15 protein-coding genes are annotated in these 18,973 nt (G+C 49.4%); 3 read left to right on the top strand and 12 right to left on the bottom strand.

All coding sequences use genetic code 11. The features are described 5' to 3' along the window. Positions 1-338: 338 nt before the first annotated feature. The 5 genes from ACQ6WK_RS05620 to ACQ6WK_RS05600 all read right to left on the bottom strand — a co-directional run bounded on the left by ACQ6WK_RS05620 (position 339) and on the right by ACQ6WK_RS05600 (position 5,104). Positions 339-1,286, bottom strand: a complete 948-nt coding sequence (locus ACQ6WK_RS05620; RefSeq protein ID WP_432799767.1) for a methyltransferase domain-containing protein — start codon at positions 1,284-1,286, stop codon at positions 339-341. An 82-nt stretch (positions 1,287-1,368) separates the two neighbouring features. Next, positions 1,369-1,845: an adenosylmethionine decarboxylase gene (gene speD / locus ACQ6WK_RS05615; RefSeq protein WP_432799766.1), complete on the bottom strand. Its 477-nt coding sequence runs from the start codon at positions 1,843-1,845 to the stop codon at positions 1,369-1,371. Positions 1,846-2,071: 226 nt separating this feature from the next. Further along, a complete protein-coding gene (locus ACQ6WK_RS05610) occupies positions 2,072-2,827 on the bottom strand; it encodes a GntR family transcriptional regulator (protein WP_432799765.1) in 756 nt (251 codons plus the stop codon). A gap of 169 nt (positions 2,828-2,996) precedes the next feature. Further along, complete coding sequence (locus ACQ6WK_RS05605) at positions 2,997-3,926, bottom strand: hypothetical protein (protein WP_432799764.1); 930 nt, start codon at positions 3,924-3,926, stop codon at positions 2,997-2,999. 425 nt (positions 3,927-4,351) lie between these two features. After that, positions 4,352-5,104, bottom strand: coding sequence for an IclR family transcriptional regulator (locus ACQ6WK_RS05600; protein ID WP_432799763.1), 753 nt, complete (start codon positions 5,102-5,104; stop codon positions 4,352-4,354). Positions 5,105-5,345: 241 nt separating this feature from the next. On the opposite strand from ACQ6WK_RS05600, the gene glpK reads away from it, so the two are divergent. From glpK to ACQ6WK_RS05585, 3 genes are all read left to right on the top strand, one after another. Further along, positions 5,346-6,839 carry a glycerol kinase GlpK gene (gene glpK, locus ACQ6WK_RS05595; protein ID WP_432799762.1) on the top strand — a complete coding sequence of 498 codons (1,494 nt, stop codon included), beginning with the start codon at positions 5,346-5,348 and terminating at the stop codon, positions 6,837-6,839. Next, entirely contained in the window at positions 6,836-8,398 is a 1,563-nt protein-coding gene (locus ACQ6WK_RS05590; protein WP_432799761.1) for an FAD-dependent oxidoreductase, read from the top strand. The genes glpK and ACQ6WK_RS05590 overlap by 4 nt, the downstream gene beginning before the upstream one ends. Positions 8,399-8,482: 84 nt before the next feature. Continuing rightward, positions 8,483-9,217 (top strand): MIP/aquaporin family protein, encoded by a 735-nt coding sequence (locus ACQ6WK_RS05585; RefSeq protein WP_432799760.1) that lies wholly within the window; start codon positions 8,483-8,485, stop codon positions 9,215-9,217. 15 nt (positions 9,218-9,232) lie between these two features. On the opposite strand, the gene ACQ6WK_RS05580 is transcribed toward ACQ6WK_RS05585, so the two are convergent. The 7 genes from ACQ6WK_RS05580 to cysD form a co-directional block, all read right to left on the bottom strand. Beyond that, positions 9,233-10,483 (bottom strand): cytochrome-c peroxidase, encoded by a 1,251-nt coding sequence (locus ACQ6WK_RS05580; RefSeq protein ID WP_432799759.1) that lies wholly within the window; start codon positions 10,481-10,483, stop codon positions 9,233-9,235. A 67-nt stretch (positions 10,484-10,550) separates the two neighbouring features. Beyond that, positions 10,551-11,066: a DUF4920 domain-containing protein gene (locus tag ACQ6WK_RS05575; protein WP_432799758.1), complete on the bottom strand. Its 516-nt coding sequence runs from the start codon at positions 11,064-11,066 to the stop codon at positions 10,551-10,553. A gap of 41 nt (positions 11,067-11,107) precedes the next feature. Next, positions 11,108-11,788, bottom strand: a complete 681-nt coding sequence (locus ACQ6WK_RS05570) for a type II secretion system protein (RefSeq protein ID WP_432799757.1) — start codon at positions 11,786-11,788, stop codon at positions 11,108-11,110. 93 nt (positions 11,789-11,881) lie between these two features. After that, a complete protein-coding gene (locus tag ACQ6WK_RS05565) occupies positions 11,882-14,080 on the bottom strand; it encodes a PEP-CTERM sorting domain-containing protein (protein WP_432799756.1) in 2,199 nt (732 codons plus the stop codon). Between the two features lie 269 nt (positions 14,081-14,349). Next, positions 14,350-15,762, bottom strand: coding sequence for a POT family MFS transporter (locus tag ACQ6WK_RS05560; protein WP_432799755.1), 1,413 nt, complete (start codon positions 15,760-15,762; stop codon positions 14,350-14,352). 102 nt (positions 15,763-15,864) lie between these two features. Beyond that, positions 15,865-17,802 carry a sulfate adenylyltransferase subunit CysN gene (cysN, locus tag ACQ6WK_RS05555; RefSeq protein WP_432799754.1) on the bottom strand — a complete coding sequence of 646 codons (1,938 nt, stop codon included), beginning with the start codon at positions 17,800-17,802 and terminating at the stop codon, positions 15,865-15,867. Positions 17,803-17,901: 99 nt separating this feature from the next. Beyond that, positions 17,902-18,813, bottom strand: a complete 912-nt coding sequence (gene cysD, locus ACQ6WK_RS05550) for a sulfate adenylyltransferase subunit CysD (protein ID WP_432799753.1) — start codon at positions 18,811-18,813, stop codon at positions 17,902-17,904. Positions 18,814-18,973 lie beyond the last annotated feature (160 nt).

The following is an 18,973-nucleotide window of genomic DNA, read 5'->3' as shown; positions in this document are numbered from 1 at the left end:
GTGTTTGCCTGTATCACCAGTGGTTGGTGACAGTAGTCACGGTAACAAGCTCGTTACGGATGAGCCCGCATGTGACGGTGTCTTCGCTACCACGTGAAGACGTAGGCAGGAGGATTGTCAGGACCATCACAGGCCATAGGGGATAATGGGTAACGATCATGCCGCTACAAGGCCCCGTTCCGGCCTGACTTACACAGACAAATCAATCTCTATTAGAACCCCAAACCGAAATTGGGTCAAGAGTTAAATCATCCTAAATGGGCAGTGGAAAAGGCATTTAGGGCAAGATATCCGGCATGACAGCAGCTTTGGGGAATTAGTTCTATACAGAAGCAGAATCAGTCCGCCGATGCAACGCCCTTGCCAAAGAATTTTGGCGGGTTGGCCGCGGTGTAAACTGTCGTTTCAGACGCGATTGCATCACGAATATGCTTGCCAATACAGAGCAATCCAAGGCAGCTAACACCATCAAACATGCGGAAGCTGCCAGTGGTTTGCTTCGCAAGGACCGCATCGACAACCTCAGGTTCTGGACACATATCAACCGGCTTGTCGGTTCCAATGACGTAACTCCATGGCGAACCATAAGATGCGGTCTGGGTCGTATATGAAACAACATGATCAAAAACTGCGTTCACAGTTTTGTTCAGCCGCACATGCAGGTGCATCTCCGCTGGAGCAACCGGACCTGCTTGGACAACGAACACACCACCTGGCTTGAGGGCTCGCTTGCACTTCTCAAAATACTCTTTGGTGAACAGGGCAAAAGATGGTCCCTCTTCGATCGGGTCGGAGAGATCGGAAATAATCACATCCCACTCACCTTCGGATTCATCGAGATAGTGAAGAGCATCGCCAAAAACCAATTCAGTTCGCGGATCATCGAAACAACCTTGTTGCATCTCGGGCATGTGCTCAATGCAAGCCTCAACAACTTCCTGATCAATATCAACCATGACGACCTTCTCAGCCGTATTCCATTTAAGTGCTTCACGAACTGTTGCACCCTCACCACCACCAAGAACGAGGATGTTCTTGGGATTTCCGTGCATCACACAAGGCACATGAACCAATGGTTCATGGTAGATGAATTCTTCGCCGGTATCTGATTGCCACTTGCCGTCAAGAACGAGCGCCTTGCCGGAGTCACCAGACTTAACAATGTAAACCTGCTGATACTTAGTTTGCCCTTTGTAGAGGATTTCTTCAATACCGTGCTGACGAATGTCGTACTCGGAGATGTATTCATTGATCCAGAGATCGGCGGCAAGCTTGGAACCGGGCATAAGGATAGACCTTTCATGGTCAGCCCACCATGGCGATGGGAGACAAAATGCGAGGATGCCTTTAACAAAGGCGAAACAAATGTTAAAGCGTGACCGACGATGTGTGTACAACATCGGAAATATGTGGGCCTCGAGGAAGCTCACGCAGCGAATAGGATTCAGAAGCAAAAGCCTTGATCAGATACTCACAGGCCTGCTGCGGCTTGGCAGTGTCACCACAAGTAAAAATATCAACAGCTGCGTAACCGTTTTCCGGCCAAGTGTGGATGGAAATATGTGATTCAGCCAAAATCGCGAACGCGGTGACCCCTTGCGGATCAAACTTGTGGCTGTTCAATTTCAGAAGTGTTGAAAGCCCCTCTTTAACAGCTTGCTCAATGGTATCGCGGACGAATGCTTCATCATTCAAACGCTCCACAGGACATGAGCACATCTCAAGAACACAATGCGTACCAACGGGTGCTACGGTCAATGGGCCACCTCCATTCTGCAAAAAGCGGCTGCTAAAATCCCAAAACGTCAACCGGGTTCTATTTGGAACATCAAGTCCACAAAACACCGTCCTAAAAGAGACCTGCAGGTCAAAATTTACCTTCGGCAGGTCATCGGATCATTCATCAATTATGCCATGATCACCACCCGCCGGGGCGAGTCGCGGATTGTATCGATCCATCACAGATGAAGCAATACGAGAACGTCGCCAGGCTGCACTATATTTTCGTGCACACACTAACGACCATGATAATCTTTATAAACCAACACCCGAGGAAGCCGCGCAGAAACTTTTAGCTGGCAACCTCTTCGGAAGACGACGCCGGATTCCCCTGTAGTTCATTCACCTGCTGCACAGCATCAAAGCGGATACTCTCACCGGGGTAATAGGACACTACCCGTGCGAGAATATTGGTATCGGACTGAATAAATCGTCGCTCAAGCAATAGCGGCGCTCCCACCTCTACTTCAAGAATCGATGCCAATGCCACACTTGCGGGGACCGCAGTAATCTGCTGAGCCACATGCGTAATCGGCAACATTTGAAGCTGTTGCCACCGGCGGAGCCAATTGTGCATCATGAAATCGTAGCCTTTGAGCTTGCCGACAAACTCCTCAAGAATCTGAATGCACTCGTAGACAACAAGTTGATCTTCGCGGTACCCGGAGCGTTTGATCGTGACGATCATACAAGCGGGCAATTGAAATTCTTTTGCGATCTGCTTGCTCGCCGCTTCCGGATGCATCTGCCCTACCTGAAAAACCAGCGGCGATCGTGAACTATCGACTTCGTGCCCGAGGATGACAGGCTGGCGCGCGACGGGGCGTTCTAAAATAAATGTGCCTAGGCCATGGCGACGAAGCACCAATCGCTCTTGCTCTAAAATCTCGAGCGCTCGACGTACCGTGATACGTGAAATTTCATACTGCTGACACAGCTTGTGTTCACTTGGCAACTTATCACCTTGGGCATATTCGCCAGAAGCGATGCCTTGCCGTATCAGGTCAGCAACCCGCAGATATGCGGTTTGTTTTTGTTGGTGTGACATGTTGTTTTACCGCCCTTTGTACAGTCACACAGCATAGCTTGAATCCCATCTCACGCAGCCGAGGATGAACCCTATGAAAAGACCAGCCATCATTGATGGCTGGTTCTGGTTTACCTAGTTCGATCGGGGTATTGATGTATTTTTGATCTAAATCTCAACCACCAATGAATCAGCCTTTGCGACGTCCGCGGATAAGTGATTTCCAAGTTGATTTAGAACGTGACCCGCTTGATGCATTGAAGCGTGAACGATCCCATTTATGTTTCGGGCCGCCCTCTTTGAGCATACTTAAAATAGAGTTGTTGTAATACATACTAAGCAGTGCGCCGCCGCCAGATTGTTTTACATCGTCTCGGGTAAGGTTATACCAATCAGCTGCTTTGCGGTAGCTGAGAGTTTTGCCGAGCCAAGCCACGTAAGCCTTGCGGTTCTTCGGTGATTTCCAGAAGCCATTGGGCACACGCGTGAACAGCCACGGCTTCCACTGATACTTCGGCAAATATTCCTTGAGCGCGCCCTGCGGGGATGAATCCTTGAAATACTTCAAGAAAACAGCGCCGTCATTGTCATAGAAATCTTGACGGGTCACTTTGTACCAGTCTTCAACTTTCTTAACCTTCAATTGCTTACCGAGCCATTCCATATAGCGTTTACGGTTGGCTTTCTTCTGCCAAAAACCTTGCGGCGTAGCATGGAACTTCCACTCGTCCCAAGCTCGATTAGGCTTAAACTCACGAACCGCATCCACCGGTGAATTACGGTAGTAGTTGGCAAGCAGACCATTACCACCATGATCACGAAAATGCTGCTGGGTAAGCCCATACCAATCATCCAATGCCTTAAAACCAAGCTGCTTTCCAAGCCACGTCATATATTGCTGGCGATTCTTGGGGTTACGCCAGTAAGACTGTGGTGTACGGACGAACATCCACGGAATCCACTTCTCACGTGGCATGTAATCTTTCAGTGCCGCCAAAGGCGAATCTTTATAGATGGTCGCCAGAAGCCCACCACCATAGTTATCCTGAAAATGCTTTCGAGAAAGCTTGTACCAATCGGCAGCCTTGCGGACACGCATCTTTTTGCCAAGCCACTTCATATACTGGGCTCGATTTGCTCGCGTGCTCCAGTACCCGTTTGGCACGCGCCCGTTTACCCATACCTGTTGATTCATCGTGTTCTTATCCAATACTTTTCGAGTTTTTGCCCCGGATGGCAATGCCTTTGTATTCAGCACGAGAAGGATACAATAACTGGACAATCTTGACAACGCCCAACAAGTGTTCTCAACATACCCGCTGCAATGAATCTTGCTAGGATCGTACGATTCTATTTTGATTGGCCCCACTGTTCACACCAATGTGCATTTATTTTGCCAACAATCTCACCAGTCATATCTCAACCAACAACAATAATTGCTAAAGTATCAGAGGTATAGTTACACATAGATTATAACCTTTGCCTATATGCCCAACGGCTCGGCAAAAATGCGTAATATCAAGAAATGAAAGCCCCCACATAAATTCAGACTGCTGCCCTGGTTCCAAGCATCTCTGTCAGGTGGTCAGCAACCTTTTTCAGGCGTCCGACAATATCTTCAAACCGCATCTGATCCATACGCACCGTCGGCACACTAACGCTGATAGCCGCAATCACGCGATTATTCTCATACACAGGCACGCCCAAGCAAGTAACGCCGAGATCGCTCTCGTCCTGCTCCGAAGCAAAGCCGTTCTGCTTCGCCTGAGCCAAAATCTCCCGCAACTTACCCTTATCCGTCACCGAACGATCCGTCCGCGGCACCAACTCTGCCGAATCCACAATCGCCTCCCGCTCTTCCTCAGGTAGTTGCGATACGATCGCCCGCCCCAGAGCCGTGTTGTAAAAAGGATCCGTCGAATTCACTTCAGCCACACGCCGCAACGGTTGGGCACTTTCGATCACCTTTAGATAGATCACACGATCTTCGCTGAGAACCCCCAAATTCACCGTCTCGTCTGTCTCTGCGTGCAACTCCCACAGCAATGGCTCAGCACAGTTCATCAACCGCTGATCATCTTTTCCTGTAATGACCCGCTGAAGCTTATTCGTTAGGGTATAAACGCCAGGCCGAACCCGCTCAACATACCCCAGCCCCACAAGATCACTCAAAATCCGATGGACCGTTGATTTGGTTAAGCCAACGCGCGCCGACAGCGGAGCCAAGCCCACGGGTTCACCCGTGGCACCTAAGGCTTCAATGATCTTAAACAGTTTGACAGCTACTCCTGATTCCATATTCGCGAATCTACAATACCGAACTGCGATACGCAAGGCAATAAGTGATCACTTAGGAAATACCAGAATATTTCCACAACAAACCCCGGCCGTAGAACGATCAATACATCCCAAATTCACATCTACGTAAATAGTATGTGCCCCGCCGCACCTCAAATTGATCGTAGCCGCATGTCCTTACCGATCTTTTGCATACAGGCAGGCCCCGCTCCAAACCGATCTCCCTCGACGAGGATCACACATGAAATATATTCTTGCACTCGATCAGGGTACAACCTCCTCTCGTGCCATCCTGTTCGATCAGCACGGCCAGAACATCGCCACCGCACAGAAAGAATTCAAGCAACACTATCCCCAATCCGGCTGGGTCGAGCATGATGCCGATGAAATCTGGTCATCACAAATCTCCGTCGCCTCCGAGGTTCTCGCACGTACACAGCTTTCCACGGCCAACATCGCCGCCATCGGGATTACCAATCAGCGGGAAACCGTCATCGTCTGGGACCGACACACCGGCAAGCCAATCTGCAACGCCATTGTTTGGCAGGATCGCCGCACCGCATCCTTTTGCGAACAGCTCGTTGCGGATGGACACGAAGCCGCCTTCAAACAAAAAACCGGCCTCCGCCTCGACCCATATTTTTCCGGCACAAAAATCCGCTGGATCATCGACAACATCAAAGATGCCCGCAAACGCGCCGATGCAGGCGACCTGATGTGCGGCACTGTCGATACATGGCTGATCTACAATCTCTCTGGCCGCACCCTGCACGTCACCGATTCCACTAACGCCTCGCGCACCCTACTCTACAACATCCACACCAAACAATGGGACGCAGACCTGCTCTCAATCCTCAACATCCCCCAATCAATGCTCCCTGAAGTAAAGCCATCCTCCGACGTTTATGGCATGACCTCCGGCACACACCTCGGTAATCCCCTGCCCATTGCCGGCATTGCAGGCGATCAGCAAGCTGCACTCTTTGGACAGATGTGCACCACTCCCGGCATGATTAAATCAACCTACGGCACAGGCTGTTTCATGCTTGTCAATACTGGGGATACTGCAATTACCTCTAACAATAACCTGCTCACCACCATTGCATGGGAAATTAATGGGCAAACAACCTATGCTCTTGAAGGCAGCATCTTCATCGGAGGCGCAGTGGTGCAATGGTTGCGTGATGGACTGGGCTTGATCAAATCTGCACCAGAGATCGAATCGCTTGCGACTTCTGTTCCTAACACTGGTGGACTCTATCTCGTCCCAGCTTTTGCAGGACTTGGTGCCCCCTATTGGGACCCGTATGCTCGCGGGATCATGATCGGCATTTCACGCGGCACAACCTCTGCACATATCGCTCGAGCAGCCCTCGAAGCCATCGCATACCAAGTCGATGATGTGATGCATGCGATGGCAACCGATGCTGATATCGACATTCCGGAGATGCGTGTCGATGGCGGCGCGTGTGCAAACAACCTTCTCATGCAATTTCAGGCTGATCTACTCGGTATCCCCGTCATACGTCCAAAAGTGCAAGAAACAACCGCCCTTGGTGCTGCTTATCTGGCAGGGCTTGCAGTTGGTTACTGGAAGAATCAAAACGAAATCGCAGGGCAATGGGCAATTGATCGAACATTTGAACCCACAATTTCGCCCGCGCAGGCAAACACATACCGTGCCGGATGGCAGAAGGCCGTCAGCCGATCACGTAATTGGGATCAATCATCATGAACCGCGACGAGGCGATTCAAAAACTTGAGCAAGCCGACCATGTCTGGGACATGATCATTGTTGGTGGTGGTGCAACGGGGTTGGGCTGCGCTGTTGATGCTGCCTCACGTGGCTATAAACCGCTCCTGCTCGAACGGTTTGATTTCGCCAAAGGCACATCATCCCGCTCTACCAAGCTCGTCCACGGCGGCGTACGATACCTCCAACAAGGCAATATCTCTCTCGTCCTAGAAGCACTCAAAGAACGCGGCCTGCTCTGCCGCAACGCGCCGCACCTGGTTCATAACCTACCCTTCATCGTACCCAACTACGATTGGTGGGAGGCGCCGTTCTACGGCATCGGCCTAAAGCTGTACGACATGCTGGCTGGCAAACTGGGTATTGGTAAATCCAAACACCTCTCCTACAAAGAAACGCTCAAACGATTGCCAACCATTGAAACCGATGGCCTCCGCGGCGGAACCATTTACTACGATGGACAATTCGATGATGCACGTCTTGCAATCAATCTTGCACAAACAGCATCTGACCACGGCGCAACCGTAATCAACTATGTCAATGTTCATTCACTCATCAAAGAAGATGATCTTGTCACCGGCGTCAATGTGACAGACGCCGAAACCGGTTGCACCTATGCTTTAAAAAGCCGTGTCGTCATCAATGCCACCGGCCCCTTCGTTGATGCACTGCGTCTAGACGATGATCCTGATGCCAAACAGATGATTAAACCCAGCCAAGGAATTCATCTTGTTTTAGACAGATCCTTCCTGCCCGGCGACACCGCCATCATGGTCCCGCATACTTCTGACGGCCGGATCATTTTCCTCATCCCTTGGCAAGATCGTATCCTTGTCGGCACAACCGACACCTCCATTAATGAACTCTCGATCGAGCCCAAACCCTTTGATGAGGAAATTGAATTTCTGATCAAAACCGCAGGGAAATACCTTTCGAAAGAGCCGACCCACGACGACATCCTTGCACTATTTGTCGGCATCCGTCCACTGGTCCAACATGGTAACGATAAAGACACAGCCGCCATCTCACGCGACCACACCATCTCCATTTCACGTACAGGATTGCTTACCGTAACCGGCGGTAAATGGACCACGTATCGCAAAATGGCGCAAGATACGATCGATCAAACCATTCAGCTGACGGGTTTGACACCCACACCATGTAAAACACAAAACTTACACATACACGGCTTTACTGAGGAAACCAATATCGACAAACATCTTGCACACTATGGGGCAGATGCTGCGTCTATTCATGAGTTAGAAGCCCAAGATCCCAACCTCGCCAAACCATTTACAACCAAATTTGATATTACGCCCGCCCAAGTCATCTGGGCCGCACGTCATGAAATGGCTCGCACGATAGAAGATTTTCTTTCCCGTCGTACCCGTGCGATGTTACTTAATGCCCGTGATTCGGTGGATCTAGCAGAACCGGTCGCAGAAATTCTGAAGAAAGAACTCGCTCGATCAGATGCGTGGGAAGAAAATCAGATCGCCTCATATATCAAGCTAGCCGTCGACCATATGTATGATCAGTAATATGATGATTCATACTTAAACTTAATTTATTCACTCACTTGGGGGTCCAGCACCGATATTTGCCAACCCAATGTGAGAGACAATATGACCTACTTCTTTGCTGAAATTGTCGGCACATTCCTACTGATCCTCCTTGGGGATGGTGTCGTCGCAAACGTCTTACTCAAAGATACCAAAGGCATTAACTCCGGATGGATCGTGATTACTGCTGGTTGGGCACTCGCCGTTTTTGTTGGCGTGTTCACTGTCAGCGGATACTCCGGTGCCCATATCAACCCTGCCGTCACCGTCGGCCTCGCACTTGCTGGCCATTTTCCTTGGAGCATGGTCCCAACCTATATTATCGCCCAATGCATAGGCGCCTTCATCGGCGCATTCACTGTCTGGGTTTTTTACTATCACCACTACAATCGCACAGAAGACCCTGTCCTGATCCGCGCTACATTCTGCACACTCCCTAACATCAATGCACCCGGCAACAACTTCCTCTCCGAAGTCATCGGAACTTTTGCACTGGTATTTGGCGTGCTCTATCTCATGCCGCCCGCAGATGGATCTATCGGTTCACTTGATGCACTCCCGGTTGCACTGATCGTCTTTGCAATCGGATTATCACTTGGTGGTACAACCGGCTATGCCATCAACCCCGCACGTGATTTGCCCCCGCGCATCATGCACGCGCTGGCGAAAATTAAACACAAAGGCGATTCAGATTGGTCTTACGCATGGATTCCGATTTGTGGACCGATCGCCGGCTCAGCAATTGCCGCCCTAGCCTATCTCGTGTTGTCCTCATCATCTATTGGGCTCGGTGACTAAGCGATGGTTAGATCACTACTCTGGAAGCTCTGGCAATAAATCACGCCGACGCCGTTCCGTCAAACTTTCCAGAAACGCCTGTAAATCTGCACGATCCTGCTTATTAAGATGAAGCGGCTTCAGCAATTCACTCTTTGTTGGAAATAACTCATCACCTTCATGCTTCGCTTTCCGCTTTAACATCGGCATCCCCGCATTGTACATATTGATCATCCCCTTCAGGTCGAAAAAGCCAACATGCGTATAAGGTGCCGTCCGCGCAATATTCCGCAAAGATGGTGTTCTAAACTTTCCAACATCCTCCTTACGACCCGTAAAATTATATTGCCCCAAATCTTCAAACTTGCGGCCATAATAACTCAAACCAAGATTGTGAAATTTTTGATCCGTTAATTGCGGCCCCATATGGCAATTCACACACCTCGCATCGGTCCTGAATAAATGCAATCCTCGTAATGCCGAATCAGATAACGCATCACGATGACCCTTTAACATCCGATCAAACTTGCTTGATGGCTCACTCACAACCGTGCGGACATGTGTTGCCATCGCCATCGCGATCCTCTGCATAGTGATCTCGCTATCACCAAAAACCTCGACAAACATAAGCTCATAGCCCTTGATCCTCTTTACCACCTTCACCACGGCATCTGGCGTTGTACTCATCTCATGTTCATTAGTCAGTACCGCAACCACCAATTCCTCAAGTGATCCTGCTCGACCATCCCAGAACAAACGGTCTGCAAAAGCCGCATTCAACATCGAGGGTGTATTGCGGCCTAATTGCTTCGCACCATGGCCCAGTGATCTCGCTCGCCCATCTCCCCAACCAAGCTCCGCAACATGGCATGAACCACAAGACATCTGACTGGTACCTGATAAACGTCCATCAAAAAACAATAACTTACCTAGTGTCGCCTTTTCCTTTGTAAATGGATTATTCTCAGGAAAACGCGACTCACCTACCGCCCCCATCTCCACAAACGCAACACCCTCATCCACGTTCGCCTTAGGCCAAGATTCGATTGGCTTCGTATATACTTCGCGCAATACACCTGCCAACTCAGCATACTGCGCCTCGCTTAGCATTGGTCGTTGGTCTTGCCGACGTTCAGGCTTAAAACCTCGAACCGTCGTTGAAGTCAAGGGATCATCTATGAGCGATAACACCGAAGTATCACCACTTTCATTTGTACCATCGTCCACCCCAATCAGACATGCAACCGCGCAGGTTAACACCATCAGTGTGACTACATAACGAAGCATACCAGGCCTCTTCTACAACACGTTCGGCAATAAATAAAAGATCCCCTCCCAAAGACAACAAAACTCATTACTCCGCAGCAATACCCCACACACGGGCAGCTGGTGCGTTCACACGCAACATCTTTTGTGGCCCAACAATATTCTCAATCTCCGCAGCCGGCACCCCACGATCTTCCGCTATATGACGTGCATATTTCTGAGACACCTTGACCTCAACAAGCTTTCCCGCAACCGCAACTTGCTTGCCCACAGCGCCAGTCGGAATCAACCGACCACCGACTGGACACGTGAATTTCACAAAGATCGTGTCGGTTTCCGCCACATCGGTCAGTGTCAACCAGCAACCCTTCTTGGCACATATTTCATTAACCGTACCACGCAACACAACTTCTTTGCCGAGATAGGATTGCTTATCTGCCAGTACCGCTTCGGCATCAACACCACCATGATTGATCTTGTCAAGAGACGCCGCCATACCGAAATCTCGATGAGCCTGAGATTTTTTGATTTCTTGACCAGCCTCACAACCTCCAAGCATAAAAACCATCACAATCGACAGCATCTTAAACATTTGATTCTTCATCATCATTCCTCTTAAACAAATACACTGCATTACCAATTGGCTTAATACCAACCGGTGTCACTTTTGAGTTTAACGTGTCCCCCGATATATAAATTGTTCACACCCTTGCTTGACCCAGACCCTTTTTCAGGCGTCGAAATTGCATGCGGCATAACACGATTCGCACTTGGAATGGTATATCCAGAAAATGGCCCACGAAATCCGGGAAGCCCTGGTCTTAAAGTATAATTATCCCAAACTAGAACCATCCTATAAGCTGACTTCTTCTGCGTTTCGATCGCAAACAAACGGCTCTTCGCCAAAGTTTTGGCAATCGAAAACGCATAGGTGTTGCCATAAGAAATCATTTCTTCAGTCTGAGACGGACACACCCAAGCATCGCTCCGACCATCCATATATTCATAACGATCCAACACCGCAGCAAGACCAAACATTTCCGGAATGCTATGCGGATCACTCGCCAAAGTGTTTCCCGGCGCTTGACGATAGACAAAGTTCCCCGTCGTATACGCATCGGGCAAATAATCATCGTTGTCGTTGGCATAACACCGCATACCGATATACACCTGATGCAAATTGCTCTGACATACCGCCGATCGTGCCGTATCCTGAGATTTTCCCAATACCGGCATCAGGATTGCAATCAAAAGCGCAATAATACTGATCGCTACTAAAAGCTCGATTAGTGTAAATCCACTTATATTTCGATGATGACAACACATGGCTGTGCAAACCAATCTGTATCAAAACGGAAAAGAGTGGGCGATGACACTTCTCCTGAGTGCCATCGCCACACGTCATTGCCTAAATATCAATCAGCGGCGACGCCTCATGAAACCAAGACCCATCGCACCAAGCAACATAGCAACGCTTGGCTCTGGTACTGCATAAGTCACCGCCCCAACAACACTGCCGTTGTAGGTAAACGCAAGGTCCTGCAGATCCAAGCCCGCGTTATAAATCTGGCCTAAAGAAATCGCACCATCAACAGCAACAGGTGCAAAGCCAAGGCCGCCTACAAATGCGTCGCCCTTCTGCTCAAACATCCCCACCAAAGCGATGAAGTTCGTCTCAACAATACTGTCCGCAGCACCAACAATCTGGAAGCTCGTCAATGAAGCCTGATTCCCGACAAGATTCACCGTGCCATCAGCTAAAACTTCAAGAGCCAATTCCCCGGTTGGAACGGTAATCGCATTCGCTTGCAGAGAAACCGCTGTTCCCTGCGTGAAGGTGACTTCTGCTTCATAGGTTTCAGCAGGATTAAAGTTAGCTCGCAATGCTTCGAAGTCAGCAATGTCAACATTGCCATCAGTGTTGTAATCGTTATTGCCATCGAAGAATGATTTGTCCGTCGCAGTTGGATCGAAGTTTGCACGCAGTACTTCAAAGTCAGCGATGTTCACGGTAAAGTCCCAGTTCGCATCACCTTCCTTCAAGTTAACAAACGTGCGAAGTACATCCAGATCCTTCGTGGTCACCGAATTGCCGCTCAGAGCTCCAGTGGTGCTGGATGCAATCCCGCTATTACCATTGAGATCTGCTGAAATATAGTTCAAGTAATCGCTGCCACCTGCGGCAAGCGCCGTTGCATCAGCCACATTAAACTGGTTGATAAAGAACTGAGTATCAGCCGCGGTAATGACATCGTCACCGTTAAAATCACCGATCTTGCCGATGCGGATACCTGCAACATTCTTATTGTCGGTACGAGCCATGACCTGTACCGAGCCATCCTGCAGCACACGGTTTTGCAGACGTAGTGAATTGCCGCTGTTGCTGTACTTCCCTGCATCAACAAACTGATTGAATGCAGCTAATTGCGCTTTATTCGCCACACTGACAAGACGATCATGCTTGTCGTACATGAAGATGCTGCCGGTACGGCCGTCGGTGAAATACAGATTTCCTTCATCATCAACCGTGCTCGAATAGAACCGCTTGCTGCTTTGCGAGGCAGACCCATTGCTCGTTTCAGTGAATGCTTCAAAGTCAGCACCCGAGAGCAGCACCTTCAGATCGCTCACACCACCAGCACCATCAACAAAGTAGCTAATCCCGCCAGCATTACCATTACCGGCAGCACCATTGACAAGCACCTGATCGCCCACACCTTCGCCAGCTCCAAAATCACGAACGTTGGTATGAATCACACTCGACTCGCCGTAGTAGGTATTGGAAGCATCAGCCGCAAGCTGTACCACATGTGTGAGTGCCCCGGTTTCAACGTTGAGCTTGTAGATGCCACCACCTTTAGCACGCGTACTATGCTGCGTCATGTATAAGCTTTTGCCATCGCTTGACCATGATGCCTGACGGGCAATGTAAGGACGACCAGAGTAGTCCGAATCCACCGAAGCATCTGCAAAATCTTGATTGGTTGCAAGCACACCAAGCGCATCATTCCAATCAGTCACACCAAATGCACCACCAATCGCACCACCTGGCAAACCGTTTTGTGCGTTGTCACGGTCAGGTTGTGCAGTCGTTGGAGAACCAATTTTACGAAGGTCATATGAAACCAATGCCTTACCCCAGTTCGGCTGAACGGTAAGCCCGTCTTCTTTAACCTCGCTGTAGTTAGTCAATACAGCAAATTCACCCGGCTGATACGTCACACCACCAACTGTAATTGCTTTTGGGTTAAGCAACATGCTAAAGAAGTAAGCAAATCCAGAATGATTTGGGCTAGTCACACCACCTGCAACATCTGAAGCACGATTGAATAATTCGATATCCGTGGGTGAGACATATGTTTCGCTTGTACCAGCGTCTGCATCATACTTTCTCACACCGGCAGCACTACCAAATGTCGCCAACCAAAAACTATCAGTACTTTGATCATAAATATAGCTACCAAGTTTCCCACCGTCGGCTTCTGAGTGCGTCGCACCGACGAGAAGGTCGATATGTCCGGGGACTGCAGCATTTGCTTGCATAGCAAAGCTGGCCACACCTAAGCCAAATACCGCGGCTCCCTTTGCCGCAAAATGTCCGATCTTTGAATTGCTCATCTGCTATCTCCCTAAGATGAATTAACACAGACCTATCCCTCACAATGAGAATCGATCTCAACAACGAGACAGTATAACGCCAAAAAACGTTGTTGCAACTCAATCTCATCTAGTTGATCTAAAGGCGCAATTTGTTTACACAATTAGGGTTAAGATGTTGAAAGCTTAAAGGCGAAAGGGAAATTCCATAATACATCTTTCGATGGATATGTAACTATCTCTTAGCTCTAACATCCATCCAGCAGGCAAATACCTTGCTGACAAAAAGGCTAATCACCAACCTTGGCATCATCGCCTTGAATGTAATCGTGCGGCTTGTACACCTTGCCAACACCCACAAAAATCAGAGCAGCAAGCAACATCAATCCAGTAAAGAACCAGTAATAACTCGCACCCTCTAACATACTCTCACCAGCTTCATTACGTGTAAGTCGGTTGACCATCGCCGTGATCACATTCCCCGCAGAAACAGAAAGCAAGTACAAGCTCATCACAAACGATTTCATTTGCGGTGCCGCTTGCGTGTAGCTGAATTCAAGCGCGGTAATTGAGACCATTACCTCTGCCGCTGTTATTAGAATATACGAAACGATCTGCCACGAAATATTCGGCATACTGCCCGCATCAATCCATTCCTGAATCACTGCCGACATCGCAAACGAACCTACCGTCACGAATAATCCAATTCCGATTTTACGAATCGGTGTCAGCGGAAAAATGCGACCAATCGCGGGATAGATGGCATAACTGAAAATCGGAATAAAGATCAGGATAAACAACGGGTTCAGTGCATGTACTTGGCTTTCCAACCATTCAATGCCAAGGAAATTTCGGTCCATGCTCCGTGCCTGAAGCACCCACGCACCACCTGTTTGATCAAAGAGTGACCAGAATACGGAGATAAAGATATACACCGGCAGCAACCGCAAAATCAACCTCAATCCTTCACCCGAGAATGTTTCACGAAGATAGACAAGCCCTCGTGGCTGAATATGCACAAAAACCTTCCGTCCCATCCAGAAAAAGATTGTCGCAAGCAGCATCAGTATCCCCGGAATACCGAATGCCCATCCCGGACCATAACGATCCAAAACCCACGGCGTAAGCAGCGTGGATACAAATGACCCCACGTTGATCGCAAAATAAAACCAGCCAAATATCTTCGAAAGCAGTTCCTTGTTGCCATGTCCAAACTGATCGCCGACATGGGCAGACACACACGGCTTAATCCCTCCTGCCCCCATCGCAACAAGCGCCAACCCAATGAGCAACCACGTACGCGGCTCGAATGTTGCCTGAAGTGCGACACTTGGCATATCAATTAGCGCCAAACAACCATGTCCAATCACATATACCACTGACAGTATCATGATCGTGAGATACTTGCCCAATAATGCATCTGCGATGATCGCGCCGATGATCGGAAAGAAATAGGCGCTACTGATAAACCACGCATACGCCTCGCGGGCTTGACTCTCAGTAAACGTATCTAACTCACCCGTGCTCGACACAAGATATTGCGTCATGAACACAACAAGAATAGTGCGCATCCCATAATAGCTGAATCGCTCAGCTACTTCATTGGCAATAATGTATGGAATCCCCTTCGGCATTCCCACCTGATCCTGCGGCGGGAGCGTCAAATATTTACCCATAGCGTGCACCTCTTGAATAACTCTCATCGACGTATCCAACGATCCGCGATGAATGTTCAAACAAGTCCGTACCCGCTACCAAATCATCTCAAACTCTTTATTCTAGGCCTAAGCGTGATAATGATCTCACTAAATAATGCCTCGGCCGCGCAAAGCTTCCATTATCTTCTCAACTGACTCATTTACAGAAAGTTCATCAGTCTTGAGAACAAGATCCGCAGCCTTCGGCTCTTCATACACTGCATTGAGATCAAAGAACGGCCGCTGCGTCTTCGACGCGCCCGGATCCTTCTGGTCATCTGCAATTTTCTCACGCCGCTGCTCACAGACTTCAGATGGAGCGGAAAGATAAACCTCCACAAACTTATCGGGGCCAACAATCTGCTTCGCCATCTCACGATCAGCTTCACTTGGCGAGAGGAAAGAACATACGGAGATCAATCCCGCATCATTCATCAACCGAGCAACTTCAGCTGCGCGACGCAAGTTTTCTGCCCGATCCTCCTCTGAATAATCGAGATCGACATTGAGTCCTAATCGCGCATTACGCGCGTCCAGCACATGCCCAAGCTTGCCTTCATCGAACAGCCGCCGTTCAAGAGCATAAGCAATCGCGCTCTTACCTGAACCAGTTAAGCCCGTAAGCCAAACCGTGGCAGCTTGCTGCCCAAGGCGATCATGACGCTCAGCATCACTGACCAAGCTGTCATGTGTCCGCACATCAATGCTGCGTTTCGCGGCTTCACGCCCTTTCAATTCCTCCGGCGTGCGGTCCAGAATCATCCCCGCGCCAACCGTATTGTTCGTTAAACGATCAATGATCACAAATGCGCCGGTCGTGCGGTTGGTTTTATATGCATCAAACGCAATCGGCTGCGACAGTTCAAACACGCACCTACCGATCTCATTGATTTCTAAACGGTCCGTATCCTCACGATGCAAGCTGTTCACATTGATTCGGTAACGTACATCGCTCACCACACCCGTGGTTTTCCGTGTCGTGTGCTTGATCATGTACTGCTTGTTAGCGACCAGCGGCTGCTCGGTCATCCACACAACCATCGCTTCATACGTCGTATCAAGGTGCGGCACATTCTTCGCATGCACCAGCATATCCCCGCGACTCACATCGATCTCATCTTCAAGCGTCACCGTCACAGCTTGCGGTGCAAAGCCCTCTTCCATCTCCCCTTCATAGCTCACCACAGATTTGACCTTACTGGTTTTACGTGACGGAAGTGCCATCACTTCATCACCCGGCCGAACGATCCCAGATGCAAGCGTACCAGCAAACCCACGGAAGTTCAGGTTCGGGCGGTTCACGTACTGCACCGGCAAACGCATATCGATCAAGTTCCGGTCACTCGCAATATGAACATGCTCAAGCAGGTGCATCATCGACGCACCGCCGTACCACTTCATGTTCTCACTCGGGTTCACCACATTGTCACCAAGTAGCGCACTCATTGGTACGAATTGAATATCTGGTAAATCTAACTTCGCTGAAAAATCACTGTATTCACGACAGATTTCTTCGTAGCGTTCCTCACTCCAATCTACGAGATCCATCTTGTTCACTGCCACGATCACATGCTTAATCCCAAGCAACGAAGTGATGAAGCTGTGGCGACGGGTTTGCGTAACCACGCCATGCCGTGCATCAATTAAAATGATGGCAAGGTCACAGGTTGAAGCACCGGTCGCCATATTACGTGTGTACTGTTCATGGCCCGGTGTGTCAGCGATGATGAATTTACGCTTCGCTGTAGAAAAATAACGATATGCCACATCAATAGTAATGCCTTGTTCACGTTCAGCTTTCAAGCCATCGGTAAGCAATGCCGGATCAAAATCCGTCCCAGTCGTTCCGTGCTTCACCGACGCGTTCTTAACTGCTGCGAGTTGATCTTCGTAAACCATCTTCGAGTCATAGAGCAACCGCCCAATAAGTGTGCTCTTCCCATCATCCACGCTACCACACGTCAAGAAGCGTAGTAACTCTTTCTTCTCGTGCTGCGCCAAGTATGCTTCGATGTCTGTTTCAATTAAATCTGATTGATGACTCATGATGGATATCAATTCCGTGTTCTTATGATCGCTTCGTGAATCTTTGGTCTATCTCTCGCATAGACGCCCCCAATGCCTGTCGTCGTAAAACCAACGGGTTTAGAAGTATCCTTCTCGCTTCTTCTCTTCCATCGACCCTTCGGCATCATGGTCGATCACGCGGCCTTCACGTTCTGAATTCTTCGCAACTAACATCTCCTGAATAATCTCTGGCAGCGTCGTCGCATCACTCTCCACCGCCCCCGTAAGAGGGTAGCAACCCAACGTTCTGAACCGCACCATCTTCTGCATCGGCACTTCACCCTCCCGCAACGGCATCCGATCATCATCAACCATAATCAAAACACCATCACGCTCCACCACCGGACGCATCGCCGACTTATACAACGGCACGATCGGGATATTCTCCAGATGGATGTATTGCCACACATCCAGTTCGGTCCAGTTACTCAGCGGAAACACGCGAATGGATTCACCCTTGTTGTGTTCACTGTTGTAAACATTCCAAAGCTCTGGCCGCTGATTCTTCGGGTCCCATCGGTGATTCCTATCACGGAATGAATACACCCGCTCCTTCGCTCGGCTCTTCTCTTCATCCCGCCTCGCGCCACCAAACGCCGCATCAAAACCATACTTATCCAGCGCCTGCTTCAGTGCTTGCGTCTTCATGATGTCCGTATGCTTCGCGCTACCATGATCAAACGGATTGATCCCCGCCTTCACACCTTCTTCGTTAACATACACAATCAGATCGAGGCCCAATTCTTTCCGCGCATAATTCTCACGGAAATCAATCATCTCCCGAAACTTCCACGTCGTATCGACATGCATCAACGGAAACGGTGGCTTCCCTGGCGCAAACGCCTTCATCGCCAAATGCAACATCACCGCCGAGTCCTTGCCGATCGAATACAACATTACCGGCTTATCAAATTCCGCGGCAACCTCACGGATAATATGGATGCTCTCAGCTTCCAACTCTTTCAGATGCGTCAAATTATGTGACTTCAAAGTAACTTCTCCAAGGCCCTTCACCACTGCTCATGATCTATTTCCTGGCATCTTCACCATCAAAAAGAATCATTTCTCGCTTCCGCAGGCCGTTCTCGCGTCCATCAGCTCCACCCGCCATACCGCACCAAAGCTAATGAAACACCGTTTTATTTCCTGT

Origin of the sequence: Poriferisphaera sp. WC338 (genome assembly GCF_050931845.1) — a bacterium.
GTDB lineage: Bacteria > Planctomycetota > Phycisphaerae > Phycisphaerales > Phycisphaeraceae > Poriferisphaera.
The sequence above is the reverse complement of the archived record's forward strand: the minus strand, read 5'-3'. Positions and strand labels throughout refer to the sequence as shown.